Annotated in this window: 21 protein-coding genes; 20 read left to right on the forward strand and 1 reads right to left on the reverse strand. The window is 71.3% G+C overall.

What is annotated here, in order from left to right:
- Positions 1-35 precede the first annotated feature (35 nt).
- From ACH4PU_RS30600 to ACH4PU_RS30690, 19 genes are all read left to right on the forward strand, one after another.
- Complete coding sequence (locus ACH4PU_RS30600; protein ID WP_398279211.1) at positions 36-629, forward strand: hypothetical protein; 594 nt, start codon at positions 36-38, stop codon at positions 627-629.
- Between the two features lie 124 nt (positions 630-753).
- Positions 754-1,128 (forward strand): hypothetical protein, encoded by a 375-nt coding sequence (locus ACH4PU_RS30605; RefSeq protein ID WP_398279214.1) that lies wholly within the window; start codon positions 754-756, stop codon positions 1,126-1,128.
- Positions 1,125-1,373, forward strand: coding sequence for a hypothetical protein (locus ACH4PU_RS30610; RefSeq protein WP_398279217.1), 249 nt, complete (start codon positions 1,125-1,127; stop codon positions 1,371-1,373). Before ACH4PU_RS30605 ends, ACH4PU_RS30610 begins: the two co-directional genes overlap by 4 nt.
- A 104-nt stretch (positions 1,374-1,477) precedes the next feature.
- Positions 1,478-2,173 carry a hypothetical protein gene (locus ACH4PU_RS30615; RefSeq protein WP_398279220.1) on the forward strand — a complete coding sequence of 232 codons (696 nt, stop codon included), beginning with the start codon at positions 1,478-1,480 and terminating at the stop codon, positions 2,171-2,173.
- 39 nt (positions 2,174-2,212) lie between these two features.
- On the forward strand, positions 2,213-2,752 hold the full coding sequence (locus tag ACH4PU_RS30620) for a hypothetical protein (RefSeq protein WP_398279223.1): 540 nt from the start codon (positions 2,213-2,215) through the stop codon (positions 2,750-2,752).
- 21 nt (positions 2,753-2,773) lie between these two features.
- On the forward strand, positions 2,774-3,760 hold the full coding sequence (locus ACH4PU_RS30625; RefSeq protein ID WP_398279226.1) for a DUF6919 domain-containing protein: 987 nt from the start codon (positions 2,774-2,776) through the stop codon (positions 3,758-3,760).
- The gene (locus tag ACH4PU_RS30630) at positions 3,757-4,026 is read left to right on the forward strand and encodes a hypothetical protein (RefSeq protein ID WP_398279229.1); all 270 of its coding nucleotides are present in this window, start codon (positions 3,757-3,759) and stop codon (positions 4,024-4,026) included. Before ACH4PU_RS30625 ends, ACH4PU_RS30630 begins: the two co-directional genes overlap by 4 nt.
- Before the next feature lie 92 nt (positions 4,027-4,118).
- Positions 4,119-4,376 carry a hypothetical protein gene (locus ACH4PU_RS30635; RefSeq protein ID WP_398279232.1) on the forward strand — a complete coding sequence of 86 codons (258 nt, stop codon included), beginning with the start codon at positions 4,119-4,121 and terminating at the stop codon, positions 4,374-4,376.
- Positions 4,373-4,843 carry a hypothetical protein gene (locus ACH4PU_RS30640; protein ID WP_398279235.1) on the forward strand — a complete coding sequence of 157 codons (471 nt, stop codon included), beginning with the start codon at positions 4,373-4,375 and terminating at the stop codon, positions 4,841-4,843. The genes ACH4PU_RS30635 and ACH4PU_RS30640 overlap by 4 nt, the downstream gene beginning before the upstream one ends.
- Positions 4,840-5,118: a WhiB family transcriptional regulator gene (locus ACH4PU_RS30645; RefSeq protein ID WP_398279238.1), complete on the forward strand. Its 279-nt coding sequence runs from the start codon at positions 4,840-4,842 to the stop codon at positions 5,116-5,118. The genes ACH4PU_RS30640 and ACH4PU_RS30645 overlap by 4 nt, the downstream gene beginning before the upstream one ends.
- Complete coding sequence (locus tag ACH4PU_RS30650) at positions 5,115-5,729, forward strand: histone-like nucleoid-structuring protein Lsr2 (protein WP_398279241.1); 615 nt, start codon at positions 5,115-5,117, stop codon at positions 5,727-5,729. The genes ACH4PU_RS30645 and ACH4PU_RS30650 overlap by 4 nt, the downstream gene beginning before the upstream one ends.
- Positions 5,729-5,974, forward strand: coding sequence for a hypothetical protein (locus tag ACH4PU_RS30655; RefSeq protein ID WP_398279244.1), 246 nt, complete (start codon positions 5,729-5,731; stop codon positions 5,972-5,974). The genes ACH4PU_RS30650 and ACH4PU_RS30655 overlap by 1 nt, the downstream gene beginning before the upstream one ends.
- Positions 5,975-6,059: 85 nt before the next feature.
- On the forward strand, positions 6,060-6,737 hold the full coding sequence (locus ACH4PU_RS30660; RefSeq protein WP_398279247.1) for a hypothetical protein: 678 nt from the start codon (positions 6,060-6,062) through the stop codon (positions 6,735-6,737).
- A 366-nt stretch (positions 6,738-7,103) separates the two neighbouring features.
- Complete coding sequence (locus tag ACH4PU_RS30665) at positions 7,104-7,529, forward strand: NUDIX domain-containing protein (protein WP_398279250.1); 426 nt, start codon at positions 7,104-7,106, stop codon at positions 7,527-7,529.
- Between the two features lie 47 nt (positions 7,530-7,576).
- Positions 7,577-8,089: a hypothetical protein gene (locus tag ACH4PU_RS30670; protein ID WP_398279253.1), complete on the forward strand. Its 513-nt coding sequence runs from the start codon at positions 7,577-7,579 to the stop codon at positions 8,087-8,089.
- A gap of 57 nt (positions 8,090-8,146) precedes the next feature.
- The gene (locus ACH4PU_RS30675) at positions 8,147-8,491 is read left to right on the forward strand and encodes a hypothetical protein (protein ID WP_398279255.1); all 345 of its coding nucleotides are present in this window, start codon (positions 8,147-8,149) and stop codon (positions 8,489-8,491) included.
- A 252-nt stretch (positions 8,492-8,743) separates the two neighbouring features.
- On the forward strand, positions 8,744-9,145 hold the full coding sequence (locus tag ACH4PU_RS30680) for a hypothetical protein (protein WP_398279257.1): 402 nt from the start codon (positions 8,744-8,746) through the stop codon (positions 9,143-9,145).
- 150 nt (positions 9,146-9,295) lie between these two features.
- A complete protein-coding gene (locus ACH4PU_RS30685) occupies positions 9,296-9,949 on the forward strand; it encodes a hypothetical protein (protein ID WP_398279260.1) in 654 nt (217 codons plus the stop codon).
- Between the two features lie 41 nt (positions 9,950-9,990).
- Positions 9,991-10,596 carry a hypothetical protein gene (locus ACH4PU_RS30690; RefSeq protein ID WP_398279263.1) on the forward strand — a complete coding sequence of 202 codons (606 nt, stop codon included), beginning with the start codon at positions 9,991-9,993 and terminating at the stop codon, positions 10,594-10,596.
- Positions 10,597-10,651: 55 nt separating this feature from the next.
- On the opposite strand, the gene ACH4PU_RS30695 is transcribed toward ACH4PU_RS30690, so the two are convergent.
- The gene (locus ACH4PU_RS30695; RefSeq protein WP_398279266.1) at positions 10,652-11,866 is read right to left on the reverse strand and encodes a hypothetical protein; all 1,215 of its coding nucleotides are present in this window, start codon (positions 11,864-11,866) and stop codon (positions 10,652-10,654) included.
- Between the two features lie 366 nt (positions 11,867-12,232).
- On the opposite strand from ACH4PU_RS30695, the gene ACH4PU_RS30700 reads away from it, so the two are divergent.
- Entirely contained in the window at positions 12,233-13,573 is a 1,341-nt protein-coding gene (locus ACH4PU_RS30700) for a hypothetical protein (RefSeq protein WP_398279268.1), read from the forward strand.
- The last annotated feature ends 47 nt before the right edge of the window (positions 13,574-13,620 follow it).

Below are 13,620 nucleotides of genomic sequence, written 5' to 3' on the forward strand. Positions count from 1 at the left end.
TCCACCCGCTTTGACCGACCAGCGAAGGAGCAGCCATGAGCCAGCCCATCCCCGCCCCCCGCACCGCGTCGCCGGTACCCGCCGCCTCCCGCGCCCTCGCCGCCCGCCGTCTCGCCGTGCGCGTCCTGGACCGCATCGCGCGGTACAGCGACCCCGTCCTCGCCGCACTCTTCGGCGTGACGATCGGTCTCCAGGCCACGCACACCGGACCGGCCTGGATCGCCGACATGAGCGACGGAACCCTCCTGCTCGTCGGCTTCGCCACCCTCGGCGTCTTCCACCTCGTCCAGACGGTCACGGGCGTCCTCACCGGGCTCATCACCCCAGCCTGCGACCACAACGTCGTGACTGACATCCAGGGCATCGCCGACCTGCGCGCGGACATCGAGAACGGCGCCGCCCTGGAAGACCTGCTCGACGACCTCCGTCGCGGCAACGCGGTCAACGAACTGAGCGACACCGTCTCCGCTCTCTCCCACGCCTACGCCGAGGACTCGGACGACGAGGCGGAGATCCAGAACCTGAGGGCTGCCGACCTGCACCTGCGCAAGGCCGCCACGTACCTCAACTACCCCAGCGAGCTCGACGCTCTCGAAGCGGGCGGCGAGTACCGCATCTCCCGGCCGTAGGGAATGCCCCCGGGGGCGGCGGCCAGGTCGCCAAACTCAGCCCGCCGCCCCCGGGCCTCCCAATCCGCTCCACCGGAGCAGAGGGCCGGGGCCATCCTCCCTCATCACCGCCAGGAGCACGCCCATGCCCGCCCGACCCGACGACGCCTCCCGCCAGAAACTGCGCGCCGACCTCAAAGCCGCGATAGCCGAGCGCGACGCCCGGCTCGCCCTCGCCGAGCAGATCAAGTCGGAAGCCGAGAGCGCGTTCTGGCAGTCCCTCGCCCGCCTCAAGACCGCCTACCACGGCGCTCAGGCCGACATCGCCGCCGACACCACCTACAGCCGCGATCACATCGCCAAGCAGATCAAGAAGCACGCCGCCAGGGCCAACGCCCCGGTCGGCAAGACGGGCAAGCCCCGCCTTCACCCTTCGCCCCCGCAGGGCAAGCCGATGGGCAAGCCCCGCTCGGTACCCATGTCCCAGGACCCCAACAGCCCCGAACGGACAACGCGATGAGCTACCGCCGCTACACCGACCAGGCCGAACAGATCCTTGAATCCGCGCGGATGATCCTCAACGAGGACAAGCCCACCGACTACAACCTGGGCCGCGCGAACGCCGCCATCAGCATGGCCGCCGTCTACGCCTACCTGGCCCGTACCGCCGCTCACGCCAAGGACGGCCTTCCGCGCAACGTGCCGCTCGGCTTGGGTCCCGTCCCGAAGGTCGGCTGGTGGCCGGAGGACGACACCGACAACTGACCTTCCGCTTAACCGAACCCGGGGGAGCGGACGCCAGGTCGCCCTCCCAGCCGTCCGCCCCTGGGCTCCACCTCCCGATCCGAGCAGGACAGGCAGGCCTCGCCATGACCCCAGCCGCGAACACCGACCTCCTCCCACGGACCTTCTGGTCGGCCACTGCCCTCGCGGCCGCCGTCGACGAAGCCTTCGCCGAGGCGCTCGCCGAAGAACTCGCCACCGCACTCCGCGGCACCACCCCGGCCCCGATCCTGCTGCCCGACACCGACACCCTGATCGCCCAGGCCGGCATCGCCCTCGGGCCCTGCCCGCCCGATCCCCGCACCCCTTCACGCACCGGACAGCTCCTGCGCGTGGGAGGAAGCCTTGCCGGACGCGCCACCTGGTGGCTGCTGAAGAACGCTGCCCTCCTCACCGGAGTCCTGCTCGTGCAGACCGTACGGGTGGTCTGGCACATCGCCGTCCAGCCCCCGGCGCAGCCTCCCGCCCCGGCCCTCCTGCCCCCGGGCCGCCGCGTCGCGCCGGCCGAGTTCCTCGAAGCGACCTCGACACACATCCAAGAACACGGCTGGACCCAGCACTTCCTGCGCACCGAGCACGGCGAATGCATCCTCGGCGCCGAAAAATCGCTGATCCGCTCCGGCACCGGCACCCGCAAGACCGCCGCCGCAGCCAACGCCTACCTGCTCGCGGTCACCGGCGCACGCAGCGTCTCCGCCTGGAACGACCAGCTCAGCCGCACCGAAGAGCAGGTCCACGCAGCCCTCCTGGCCGCCGCAGCCCGCGCCCGCGACAGCCGCTGACCCCTGCCACCCGCTCCCCAAGAGGAAGGACAAACCGCTGTGATCACCGTCTCCGCCGACAGCATCCGTACGACCGACCGCCATCTGGTGACGCACGCGCAGACCATCGCGCCCCAGGCCGCCGCCCTGGTGAACTCCCGCTTCGGCGCCCTGCCCCACGTCTGCCTCATCCTCACCGCAGAGCCCCGGCGGATGGCCCAGCTCGCCTGCCAGGCCGAGTTCGACCTCGTCACCGGCGTCCACGCGGTCGACAAGTTCCAGGAGGAGCGCCGCACCCGCCGCAACGCCCGCGACGCCTCCGGCGTGACCGTGCTGGCCGGCTCCGGCGCCCTGGTCGTCATCAACACCCGCATGGCCCGGACCGCCGACGACATCACCGTCACCACCGTCCACGAGCTGGTCCACACCCACCAGCTCAACAGCCCCGCCGCCCGAGAGCAGCACATGGCCTACCTGCGCCACGAACTCGGCGTCGGCAAACTGCCGCGCCGCGACGTGCGCGCGTACGAGGCGCTCATCGACCGCCGTGAGACCCAGGCCCGCAAGGCCGAGGCGCTGGCCTCTCAGATCGGCCTCTGACCACCTGAAGGGAAAGACGCCATGCGTATCCGACTCCCCTGGATGAGCCGCGCGGACCGTGCCCACTGGCGGTCCGCCCGAACCCTCGACGACCTCGGCCAGCTGGTCGCCCTGTGGCTGGAGGGCACCATCACCTCGCAGACCGGCTACCAGCCCGGCTACGGCCCGGACGAGGAGACCACCGAGCTCATCCCCGTGCTGGCCGCAGCCAACAGGGCCGGGTTCGTCACCGACTGCTCGCAGCCCGGCTGCGACGAGACCGTGGACGGCCGCCGCTGGCAGCAGCGCGCCGCCGTCAGCGGGCTCATCACCGACACCGCGCTGCTGACCGACCTCGTCCAAGCAGCCGAACAGGCCGGACTGATCACCATCCTGCACGGCATCCGGCCCGGGGCACACCGGCACAGTGTCATCGTCACCACCTGCGACGGCGAACCCATCACCGGCTTCGGCGGCCACCTCAGCCGCACGGACCTGAAGACCATCTGGCCCGACATCAGTCGGTCGGCGTTCTCGGAGGTCACCCAGGCAACACAGCTGACCCTCATCGAACCCGCCTACGGGCCCGACGACCAGCTGTGGAAGACCCTGCACCAGGTCGTCACCGTCCGCGACCACGATGCGCCGTGCCTGCTCGCCCGCCTCGACGAGCTCACCCGGCGGCTCAACGCCGCGGAGGCGCTCTTCCCCGGCATCACCCACCTCACGCCGGGTGAGACCACGCACCTCCTCGTCTACGAGGCCTCCCACGACGGCCGTCGCCTGGGCCTCTACACCAACCGGCACGCCGCCCGCGACCACGGCGAGCGCCTGGTCTACCGCGAGGGCACCACGCCGTCCGCCACCACCTCGGTCGACTGGATCCCCGACGACGGCAGCCCGACGGCCGCCGAGGAACTGTCCGTCTTCGGCCCCGGCACCGAGGACGAGGACGCCACCGGGTACGTCGTCACCCCGCTGATCCTGCTCCCCACCCACGCCCACGAAGAAGAAGGGGAAGCGCGATGACCGGCCGCATCTGGACGGTCGAGGTCCCCGCACGGCACCGGAGCAAGCCCCTCACCGGCTGGCACGTGTTCACCGGCACCGCCGACAACGGCGAGAAAGCGCTGTCCGCGGCCCGCCGCGCCTACGAGATCGCCCTGCTCCACCAGGCCGCCGGCCACGACATCCCCGCGGGGCACCGCTTCGGGGACTGGACCGCCCGAGGCCTGCGCGCCGACTGGGACCTGGACTGGACCCACGCCACCAAGCTGCCGTTCCACAGCTTCTAGATCCGCCCCGGGACGGCCGCCAAGGCCTCAGAAACCGTCGGCCGTCCCGGGCCCCTCGACCCCGCACCACGCGAGAAGGAGAGACCCCCATCATGCACACCCCCGCCATCCGGCTGAACCCCACGGCCGGCGCCCCCGCCCTCCGCAGACTCCTCGCCAGCCACCGCCCGTTCCTGCGCTCCAGGTTCCTTTGCACGAGCTGCCACATCACCTGGCGCGGCGAGGAATCCGACTGCCGGCAGTGCGGCATGCCGGCCACCTCCCGGAGCTACCGCCACCGCTCACTGCTGCAGAGCCTGCTCGACGACGTCGGCGCCAGCCTGCATCCCCGCCAGGAGGCCGTGTCATGACCGACCTGGCCTTCCTGGAGCGTGAAATCGGCGGCCAGGCGCTCGGTGTCTTCCTCACCGCCGCCGTCCGCTCCGCCATGGACCTCGACCACATGCCCGAGCACCGGGCCTACCAGTGGGTCACCGACCGGGCCGACGCCGGAGACCCCCTGATCATCGCCGCTCCCGGCCAGGTCTGGACACGACGCGCAGACACCGACCCCGAAGAGGCCCCGATCCGCAGGCTGTTCATCAACGAGCGCCTCACCGCACCGGCCGCCGTCTACGTCACGTACCTCGACGTGAACGACAGCGGGAGCGACCTCAACGACGGCGCAGACGTGCCCCCTTCCGCCGTCGGACTCCACGACGCGCGCAAGGGCGACGAGTTCCTCATCGACTTCCTCGACCTGTACGAACTCGAGTCCTGGCGCACCGTCGAGACCCTGCTGCCCACCCCAGCCGAAGCAAAGGCGGACACCCCATGACCCGCCTCGCGCCCTTCCCCACGCTCACCGGCATCGAGCCCTGCCAACGAGACGACGCCGACCCCGACTGGTGGAGCGGCGACAACGCCCAAGACCGGATCGCCGCCCAGCTCCACTGCATGCGCTGCCCCACCCGCGAGGCATGCCTGGCCTGGGCCCTCGACCACCCCCAGGAAGCCGGCGACACCATCTGGGCCGGCACCACGCACAGCCGCCGCAAGGCGCTGCGCCGAGAGTTCGCCGTCACCACCCGCAACGCCAAGGAGACGAAGTGAACGACGCCTACCGCGCCGCCATCGTCACTCTGCTCAAGCAGGGACGTGACCCGCTCGACATCCAGAAGGCAATCCCCGACGTCACCCCGGGGGAGATCGCAGCGGTCGCCGAGGTCGAAGGCCTGACCAAGGCCCACGCCAACCGCAAGGACTCCGCTCCCGCCCCGGACCTCGACCCGCAGCTCGCCAGCGCGCTCGCGGCGCTGTCCTGGGGCGAGAACACCCACACGCCGCGCATCCGCAAACTCGCCGCCCGGACCCGGGACGGGCTGAACGAGCTGATGCGGCTGCAGAAGGACGCGGCCGAGATCGCCCGAGCCCGCGCCGTAGTGGCCACCCACCAAGAGCAGCTCAACCTCGCAGAGGCCAAGCTGCGGCGCCTGCTGACCGCCAGCCCCGCAGACGAAATGGACAAGGCCAAGCGCAACGCGATCCGGCAGTGGGCGCGCAGCAACGGCATGACGGTGGCCCAGGCCGGCACGATCCCCAAGGACGTCATGGAGGCCTGGGAGCGCCGGGACACAGCGGCCAGTCCCAACAGCCGCGGCCAGAACCCGGGCGGAAACGCTGCCCCCGCCTCGCCCGCGCGTGCCCAGGAGGCCCGCGTCTGATGGCCCGGTACGCCGCCACCATCAAGGCCGTCCACGCCGACGGCACCGAATGCACCCACAAGCGCACCTCCACCGGCAAAGCAACCACCGCCGAGTGCACGGGACGCGACGGCTACACCGCCCGGTGCAGCGGAAACGGCTGCACCTGGACCAGCCGCAACACCCAGAAGACCGTCCTGGAAACCCAGCGTGCCCAGCACCTGCGCACCCACCTCAACCCGCCCGCACCCAACCGCCCTGCCTGAACTGCCCCGGGGCGGCCGCCAGGTCGCCAACCTCTCAGCCGGCCGCCCCGGGCCCCAACCGCAACCGAGAGAGGAGCCACGGTCCATGACCGAGACCCTGCACCAGCCGGCCACCGCGCCCGCGGCGGCTGTCCACCCCGCGTACGAACCGGCCCCTTCCATCCCCCGCCTGATCACCGACATCGTCCACGAGGAGTTCTGGCTCCGCTACGCCCAGGCCCGCGGCGACGCCGAGCACTTCGACGACACCTACCTGGCCGGCCGACGCCGCACCGCCCTCCTGCTGCGCGCCGTCATCACCGACCTGTTCGCCCTCGACGCACCGGCCGACCGCCGCCGCGCCGCGGACGCCGCAGCCGCCGCCAACGCAGTACGCCGCGTGGACTGGCAGATGACCCTGCCCGTCGACGCCGCCCGCGCATGGCTGCGCGACCAGTACGAGGAGTGGGAGAACGGCGACGACCGCCACCTGCCCAACTGCCCTGGCGGATGCCGCGGGTCGGGCATCGTCGTCGAGCCGGTGATCTGGCAGGACGACGGAGTCGCGGTCCACGCCGAGCCCGTCGACTGCCTCCGGGGCGAGGAAGCCGACCCGCACGGCCCGGACTGCGCCTGCCGCGGTGCCGGCCGCGTCTTCGACCTCCGAGTCCGCGAGTACTGGCGCTGCGACGCGTACGAGCCGGCCTCCAGCGCCGAATCCGACCCGGAGAAGGCCACCGTCGCCAGCCCTGACCTCTGGGGCATGACCGGCCACCCCTTCTGAGCAGGCGCAACATCGGTGCGGTCCCCGCCGGGATCACAGGCGGGAACCGCACCACATGGCACTGCCGGGCGCCCCCCTGGTGCCGGCGCACGAAGGCCGACGGTGCGCTCCGGCGGCAGGTGCCAATCTCGTCTTTACGCCGTAAAGACGAGATTGGCAGACTTCGTGAATGCAGACTCTTGAAATGCATTCACCGAGTCTGCATTATTGAGAGTGGGGGAGCGCCCGGACCCACGACCGGCCCGGACTGTGCTGTCGCAGGAGATTGGTGCCACGGCCGCGATCACTGACGGTCGGCACCAACTCTCGTGAGGCGAGTACCGAAATTCGATCAAACCAACCCAACTGTCCAAATTAAGAGGTGTCATGACCGAGAACGAGACCTTCGAGACCATCCGCTACACCGCCGACGTCGTCGTCACCACGACCGACGGATACGTCTTGCTCATCGAACGCGGCTGGGACCCGTTCAAGGGCCAGTGGGCACTGCCCGGCGGTCACGTCGACCCAGGCGAGACGAGCCGCGCCGCCGCTGCCCGTGAACTCGCCGAAGAGGCCGGCGTCCACGCAACACCAGAAGAGCTGGACCAGATCGGCACGTTCGACCAGCCCGACCGCGACCCGCGCGGCAGGTACGTCACCGTCGCCTACCACCTGACCGTCATCCCCGGAACGATCGTCGAGGCTGGCGACGATGCGACCAACGCCCAGTGGTGGCCCCTGAGCGACCTGCCGCCGCTCGCGTTCGACCACGCCGACATCCTCAGCAAGGCCGTGGGATCAGCCTCCTGAGACACCACAACGAACCCTTGACCCTGCATCCGGCCCGGGAGGCCTTGATGAAGTGGAAGCAACTGATCGCCAGGCCGCTGTCGGAGGCCATCTACCACGGCGACCTGACCGTCGTGGGCATCGCCGCCGCCGCGGCCGGAGCGGTCTCGTGGCGGGTACTGGAGCTCCCACTCGCGCTGGCCGTCCTGACGGCGGCGACGGTCGCGGTGGCCGCCTTCGGACTGGCCCAGCTGATCCCGCCGCGGCTGTGGGGACGGGGCTGGATCGCCGTCGCAGCCTGGGGCAACTCCCGCAGCAGCGGAGCGCCGGCGGCGCCACGGCCTGTCCCAGTCCTCCCGGCTCCCGCACCGGTCGCCGCTGTGGTGTCGAGGTCGACGGAGCCGAGGCCTCTGAAGCCGTACGAGATTCCGGACTGGGAGTGCCCTGCGTACGAGTGCGGGCTGATGGCGTCGGCCGGAACGCATCGGTGGGACGACCGCGGCCCGTACCAACTGCTCAGCGTCCACACGCTCGAGTGCCCGGCAGGGCACCGCTGGTCGAACAGCACCGACGGCGGCTGACCGAGAGTCCCAGACGAACCAACAGGCCACCTGACAGTAACCGGAGACGAGGAAGCCGTGACCGAGAAGAACGTCCTCGAGCTGTGCCGTACTGCCGCCGGACCCGGCCCAGGCGGGAACAAGCAGGCGCTTGCCGCGGCACCTGAAGGAGCCCTGGTGCATCTCACCGGACTCATCACCGAATCACAGCCGAAACGGGATGGGCGCCGCCTTCTGCTCTCTGACCCGAGCGGCACCATCACGATCCGAGTCCCTCGCGACGCCCGCGTCCGCGACGACCAGAACCCCTACTTCCCGACCATCCACAGCCTCACTCTCGGCCGCGCGATGGCCATGCTCGGGCGCAAGGAACGTGATCACGTTGTCGCCGCCGGGGTCCACCTCCTCAGTGACACCGCGTGACTGACGGCACCCGCTGGCCCGCAGAAGGAGCGAGGGCGCCACGACGGCCGGGCGGCAGCGCTGCGGGGGAGAGGCCCCGGCATCCGGCGAGCCCCTCCTAGCGCCGGTGTCGGCCGCCGTGCTCGGCAGGGTCGGCACCCGCTCGCCACCGACAAACAGGGCCCGATACCCGGCGACATGCCACCCCAGGGCGCAGGCCCGGCCCCGCCCAGACGGAAAACCACGACGAGGCAGAACCCGGAGGGGAACACGATGAACAACATGGTGCTCGTGGAGGACTTCGCCGCGTCCGCGGCAGAACTCCTGCACCGCGCAGCGGAGATCGCTACGCGGGAGCACAAGGACCTCCTGTACGGACTGAGCGGCCGGCCGCTGGACAGCCGCAAGGTCGCCCGCCATCTGTACGCCACCGCGCAGCACCTGCGCGCCGACGGCACCGGCGTCAACCTCGGCGACGCCCTCCAGGCCGTCGCGGACGAGATCGGTACCAGCGACACCTACCGGGCAGCCGTGATGAGCATGGAGCTGCTGATCAGGGCTGCCACCGGAGCCCCGACCGCCTGCTACGAGGCGTGGGCGGAGACGGCCACCACCGACGAGGCCCAAGGGCTTCTGGCCGTCGCCGTCGCCTTCGCCCGCCGGCACATCGGCTAACGCGGCCCCCAGCCCGGGGCGCGCGACGTCCACACCGGGACGCCGCCCGCCCCGGGCCCATTCCCTGCGGCGTGGCCTCACCCCGCCGACACCGACCACCGCACGACGGCCCGGAGCCGATCCCCGGCTCCAGCCAGGGGAGGAAACACGATGCTGACCAATCCGTCGATCCGCTGCCCGCTGTGCTCACGCACCGACCTCGAGGTGTCGCTCGTCCGCTACTCCGGCGGCGGCAAGGACGTCACCAGCTTCACCTGCCACCGCTGCCGCTACACCTGGGAACCTTTCGAGACGCCGCACTTCGGCGCGCCCGACTACGCGACCGCCTACGCCGGCGCCCCCGTCCTGATGGAGGAGGAGCTGGCCCTGGTGCTGCTGGCCGAAGGCATCAAGGCCCGCGCCGAGGCCGCGCTCACCGGCAACGGCCCCCGGATCGACAGCGGCGACCACCGCCTGGTCCTGCTGCGGAAGGCCGCATGGCTGGACCGCGGCGCGCGAGAGGTGGAACTGGGCTGGTTCTGCGGCCGGTACACCGACGACGAGGTCAACAGGGCGAGCACGACGGCGGAGCGCGCGGCGGCCGAGTTCATGACGTTCGACCGCGAGCACGGCGAGGTGCACGTGATCGGCCTGCACGGACCGGATGCGCCCCAGTGGGACACCAACGGCGGGCCGAGGGCGTACATCCGGCAGGAGTACAAGGAGTGGCTCGACTGGGAGCGGGAAGCGGCCGACCGGCGCGAGATGCTGCCGCACCGGGGCGCGGACGGGGAGCTGTACGGCCCGGACGGGCGGGCCCTGTGATGGTGACCGGGCGCGAGGGACACGGAGACGAAGCCGCCGCGGTGCCGGGCGAGCAGGACCGAAGCCGGCTGTTCGAACCGGGATGGGACGACAACCCCACGTGGGAGGGCAGCACGGAGCTGTTCACCGACCTGGGCGAGGCGCAGGCGTTCGCGGCCGGCGCGTACATCGAGGCCCTGTACGGGAACGACGAAGCGGACGGCGAGCTGGCCTGGGTGAAGGAAGGCGAAGAGGACTGGCGGCTGACCGAGGCCGGCCAGCCCACCGGGGTGTCGATCGGCACCCGCGCGGTGCGCGGAACCGTGGCCGCGGTCGCGCTGCGCGCGCAGCTGTCGCTCGCCTCGGAGTTCCGCGTGCCGCTTCCCGACGCGGGCGCCGGCGGGTACGGCGAAGTCGTGGTCAAGCGTCAGCAGGACGGTCCCGGTGACCGATGGGCGGTGACCGACGGCGCCGACACCGGCCTGCGGGCCTGGGTCGACGGCGAAGGCTGGCGTCACGTCACCGACATCGGGCGCGCCGTCGCGTTCCGCCACACTCGGGAGGAGGCGCTGCTCCTGGCCCACCAGGTCGCCGAGATCGAGGCGACTTGCTACGGGGCGGAGATCGACGCGCTCGGCGTGGAGAGCCAGGACGGAGAGTCGCAGTAACGTCGGTGAGCATGCGGGGGGCGCCCGGTTCCGCGAGGACCGGGCGCCCCCCTGTTCAGCGGGGTCGGCGCCAGCGGCGTGGCAGCAGGCTGCGCCAGCTGAATCGCGTGCGTGTGGCAGGGATGCGGGGAACGGGTGCCTGTGGCGGAGCGGTCGGTGGCAGGGCGGGGCGCGGCGGCGTCGGGGGGTGCTCCGTGGCCGCTGGGGTCGTGTGGGTGGGTGGCAGCGCCGGGGGCGTCGGCGGTGCGGGGGGTGTTGCCGGTGCGTCGTCGGTCGGTGCTTCGACGGGGAGCGGGACGGGCGGCGTGCTGCGGAGCTCGTCCTTCTGGCGCTGGGCGTGTTCCCGGGCGAGGCGGCGGCGGTGGGCTTCGCGGCCGTGCTGGGCGCTCTCGAGGGCGGTCATCAGGCGGAAGGCGGGGGCGGGGCGGAATGCGGCGTGCTGGCCGAGGGTGATCAGGGGGAGGGGAATCAGGCCCCACCAGGCGGCGCCGTCGGCCGGGTAGGGGTGGGAGATCTTCCAGTCCTTCGCCCAGGACGCCATCTCGCCGCTCCAGTCCTCGCCTTCGTGGGCGGGGTAGGTGCCGGGATGCCCGCCGTAGGGGATGAGGACGGTGTCCTTGGCGATCCAGCAGACCGCGCCGCCCGCGCTGGTGATCTGCCGCTGGACCGGGGTGGGGCGCACCTTGTGGTGGGTGTCCGGCTTGCCGTTGGGGCGGACCTTGACGGTGCCGGCCGTCAGGTAGTGCACGGCGTCGTCGCGGTCGAAGAACCACCAGTGCGTCGCGCTCTCGCCGTACCGGGTGTGGACGGTCTGCAGGCGGGCATCGACCGTGGAGCGCATCAGCGGGCGGCGCGGCCGTTCGATGATGACCACGTCGTCGGTGCTGCGGACGATGAGGGCCGGGGGCAGTTCCCAGTGCTGCCCGGCGAGTTGGGGGTCGATCTGGAGGCAGACGGTTGCGCTGGGCAGGGCGCGCACCAACTGGTCGCGCAGATCGAGGATGACGGTGAGGTCGGCCTGGACGTCGGCCTGGTGAGGCGCGGGCGCGCCGCACCGGTCGGTGCCGGGGCCGCTGCCGTCGTGGCGGAAGCGGGGCGTGAAGCCGGAGTCAGGGGTGGCCGGGCCGGTGAATATCAGCTTCCCTCCACAGGCACAGCAGCGGTAGCGGCCACCGGCCTTGCCCCGGGGCAGCCGGTCGGCGGCGCCCGGTTCCCGGCGCAGGTCGATGACCCGGCCGCCGTCGCTGGTGTCGATGGCGAGTTCACTCATACGGGGCAGTTTGCTGCGCGTACGCCCGCAGCGTGATCGTTTTGCGGGGATCGTCAGCTGCCCGGGACCTGCGGTGCAGGCCGGGGTACGACGGGCGCGGGCGGGCAAGGACGTGGTGGGGCGGGCCATGGGGGACAGCTCCCTGGGGGACTGGGCGGGTTGGGGGACCGAGCGGTTCTGGTCATGAGCCTGGCGCCCCGGTGTGTGTCCGGCACTTTGTCCGTACCCTTCGACCAGGTGAACTCCGGACAGGCAGGGCTTTGTCCGGGACACGGCCGGACAAAGCCGGGGGGCATGATGGCGGGCCGCAAGGGCCGGGGACGGGCATGGGCTCCGTTACGCGCGCAGACCCCGCAGGCCGCGGAGTTGGCCCAGTTCCTGCGCGACCTGATCGACCTGCACGGCATCACGCTGCGTCAGCTGCAGGAAGCGGTGCCGTACGGGAAGTCGACCATCAGCGACAACCTCAGCGGGAAAGTGCCGCCGAAGGCCTTCGTCGACGCCGTGGTCAAGGCGGTGGTCACCGAGCCGCGCAAGCGGGCCCTGGACCTTGAGCGGGCGCACCGCCTGTGGCAGGCCGCCGACAAGCCTCCCTCCGCCGCACCGCAGAGCCCGGCCTCGCCCGGCGGCGCCCTCGCGGTGATCGAGAAGACCAACGACCGGCTCGCCGTGATGACCGACCGAACCCTGGAACTGCAACAAGAACGCCTCGGCGCACACCAACTGACACTGCTCCTGCTGCGCCTGGTAGCCCGGCTCCAGGAGGATCTCGATGCGCTGACTGCGGCGCCGGCCGCAGCCCAGGAGCAGATCGACACCCTCACCGAGCAACTGCGCATCGCCAGGCAGGAACTGGAGCTGGCCCGCCAGGCCCGCCAGGAGGCTGAGCTCCTCGCCGGCCGGGCCCAGGCCCAGACCACCACCCTCCAGGAGGAACTCGCACAGCTGCGCACCGCGATGCCACCCACCGACATCAACGTCGCAGTCAGCGTGCACAACGCCCCGCTGCCGCCAGAACTGCAGGAGGAGTACTTCCTCGCCGACGTCGACCGGGCGCTGCGTACGGCTGAAGGCTTCCTCAAGGAGGGCGTCCAGCGCCGCGAGCGCATCGCGGACGACCTGCCCGAACCCCAGGGCACCGGACAGCGCAGCCAACTGCAGGTCTGGCAGGACATCGCGCTGCTCACAGGCCGGGGCCTGGGCGGCCTGCTGATGATGGGCGGCGCAATGCTCGACTACGCCCTCACCACCAGCTTCGGCCGCACCTACAGCGGGTTCGGATCCGGCCTCGTCCTCATAGGCGTGATGCTGCTGGTCGACCCCTGGGACCTGTACTTCGACTACTGGCCGATACTGCGAGCGAAGGTACGGCGCGAGAAGGGCGAGTACCGCTGGAGCGTCAACCTCAACAGCATGTACAGCCGCCTCTTCCGCGTGGCCTGGGGCTCAGCTTCGGCCGGCGCGGCGGTGCTGAGCGTGGCGACCGTGTTCTGGTGGACGCCGTGGCTGCTGCTGCTCACCGTGCCTGCGACCCTCTTCTTGTGGCTCAAGACCATCCGCAGCGACAGCATCCCGCTGGTGAACGTGATGCTGCAGCTGACCAAGCAGGTGGCCCGCCTGTTCCCCGGCACGCCGCTCGCCAAGGCGTTTGAGATCGAGCCCTCGCCCGGCACGGCGTCTTCGTCCGCGTCGGCATCCGAACGCTGAGCTGTCCTCCGTTCGCCGCCAGATCGGTTACGGCGGCGAAGGCAGCT

It is taken from the genome of Streptomyces sp. NPDC021100, from assembly GCF_044333095.1.
Lineage (GTDB): Bacteria > Actinomycetota > Actinomycetes > Streptomycetales > Streptomycetaceae > Streptomyces.

What these genes read in the sequence shown, in the direction of transcription:
- ACH4PU_RS30600 (WP_398279211.1), top strand. Translation starts at nt 36, where the DNA reads ATGAGCCAGCCCATCCCCGCCCCCCGCACCGCGTCGCCGGTACCCGCC.
- ACH4PU_RS30605 (WP_398279214.1), top strand. Translation starts at nt 754, where the DNA reads ATGCCCGCCCGACCCGACGACGCCTCCCGCCAGAAACTGCGCGCCGAC.
- ACH4PU_RS30610 (WP_398279217.1), top strand. Translation starts at nt 1,125, where the DNA reads ATGAGCTACCGCCGCTACACCGACCAGGCCGAACAGATCCTTGAATCC.
- ACH4PU_RS30615 (WP_398279220.1), top strand. Translation starts at nt 1,478, where the DNA reads ATGACCCCAGCCGCGAACACCGACCTCCTCCCACGGACCTTCTGGTCG.
- ACH4PU_RS30625 (WP_398279226.1), top strand. Translation starts at nt 2,774, where the DNA reads ATGCGTATCCGACTCCCCTGGATGAGCCGCGCGGACCGTGCCCACTGG.
- ACH4PU_RS30630 (WP_398279229.1), top strand. Translation starts at nt 3,757, where the DNA reads ATGACCGGCCGCATCTGGACGGTCGAGGTCCCCGCACGGCACCGGAGC.
- ACH4PU_RS30635 (WP_398279232.1), top strand. Translation starts at nt 4,119, where the DNA reads ATGCACACCCCCGCCATCCGGCTGAACCCCACGGCCGGCGCCCCCGCC.
- ACH4PU_RS30640 (WP_398279235.1), top strand. Translation starts at nt 4,373, where the DNA reads ATGACCGACCTGGCCTTCCTGGAGCGTGAAATCGGCGGCCAGGCGCTC.
- ACH4PU_RS30645 (WP_398279238.1), top strand. Translation starts at nt 4,840, where the DNA reads ATGACCCGCCTCGCGCCCTTCCCCACGCTCACCGGCATCGAGCCCTGC.
- ACH4PU_RS30655 (WP_398279244.1), top strand. Translation starts at nt 5,729, where the DNA reads ATGGCCCGGTACGCCGCCACCATCAAGGCCGTCCACGCCGACGGCACC.
- ACH4PU_RS30660 (WP_398279247.1), top strand. Translation starts at nt 6,060, where the DNA reads ATGACCGAGACCCTGCACCAGCCGGCCACCGCGCCCGCGGCGGCTGTC.
- ACH4PU_RS30665 (WP_398279250.1), top strand. Translation starts at nt 7,104, where the DNA reads ATGACCGAGAACGAGACCTTCGAGACCATCCGCTACACCGCCGACGTC.
- ACH4PU_RS30670 (WP_398279253.1), top strand. Translation starts at nt 7,577, where the DNA reads ATGAAGTGGAAGCAACTGATCGCCAGGCCGCTGTCGGAGGCCATCTAC.
- ACH4PU_RS30680 (WP_398279257.1), top strand. Translation starts at nt 8,744, where the DNA reads ATGAACAACATGGTGCTCGTGGAGGACTTCGCCGCGTCCGCGGCAGAA.
- ACH4PU_RS30685 (WP_398279260.1), top strand. Translation starts at nt 9,296, where the DNA reads ATGCTGACCAATCCGTCGATCCGCTGCCCGCTGTGCTCACGCACCGAC.
- ACH4PU_RS30695 (WP_398279266.1), bottom strand. Translation starts at nt 11,866, where the DNA reads ATGAGTGAACTCGCCATCGACACCAGCGACGGCGGCCGGGTCATCGAC.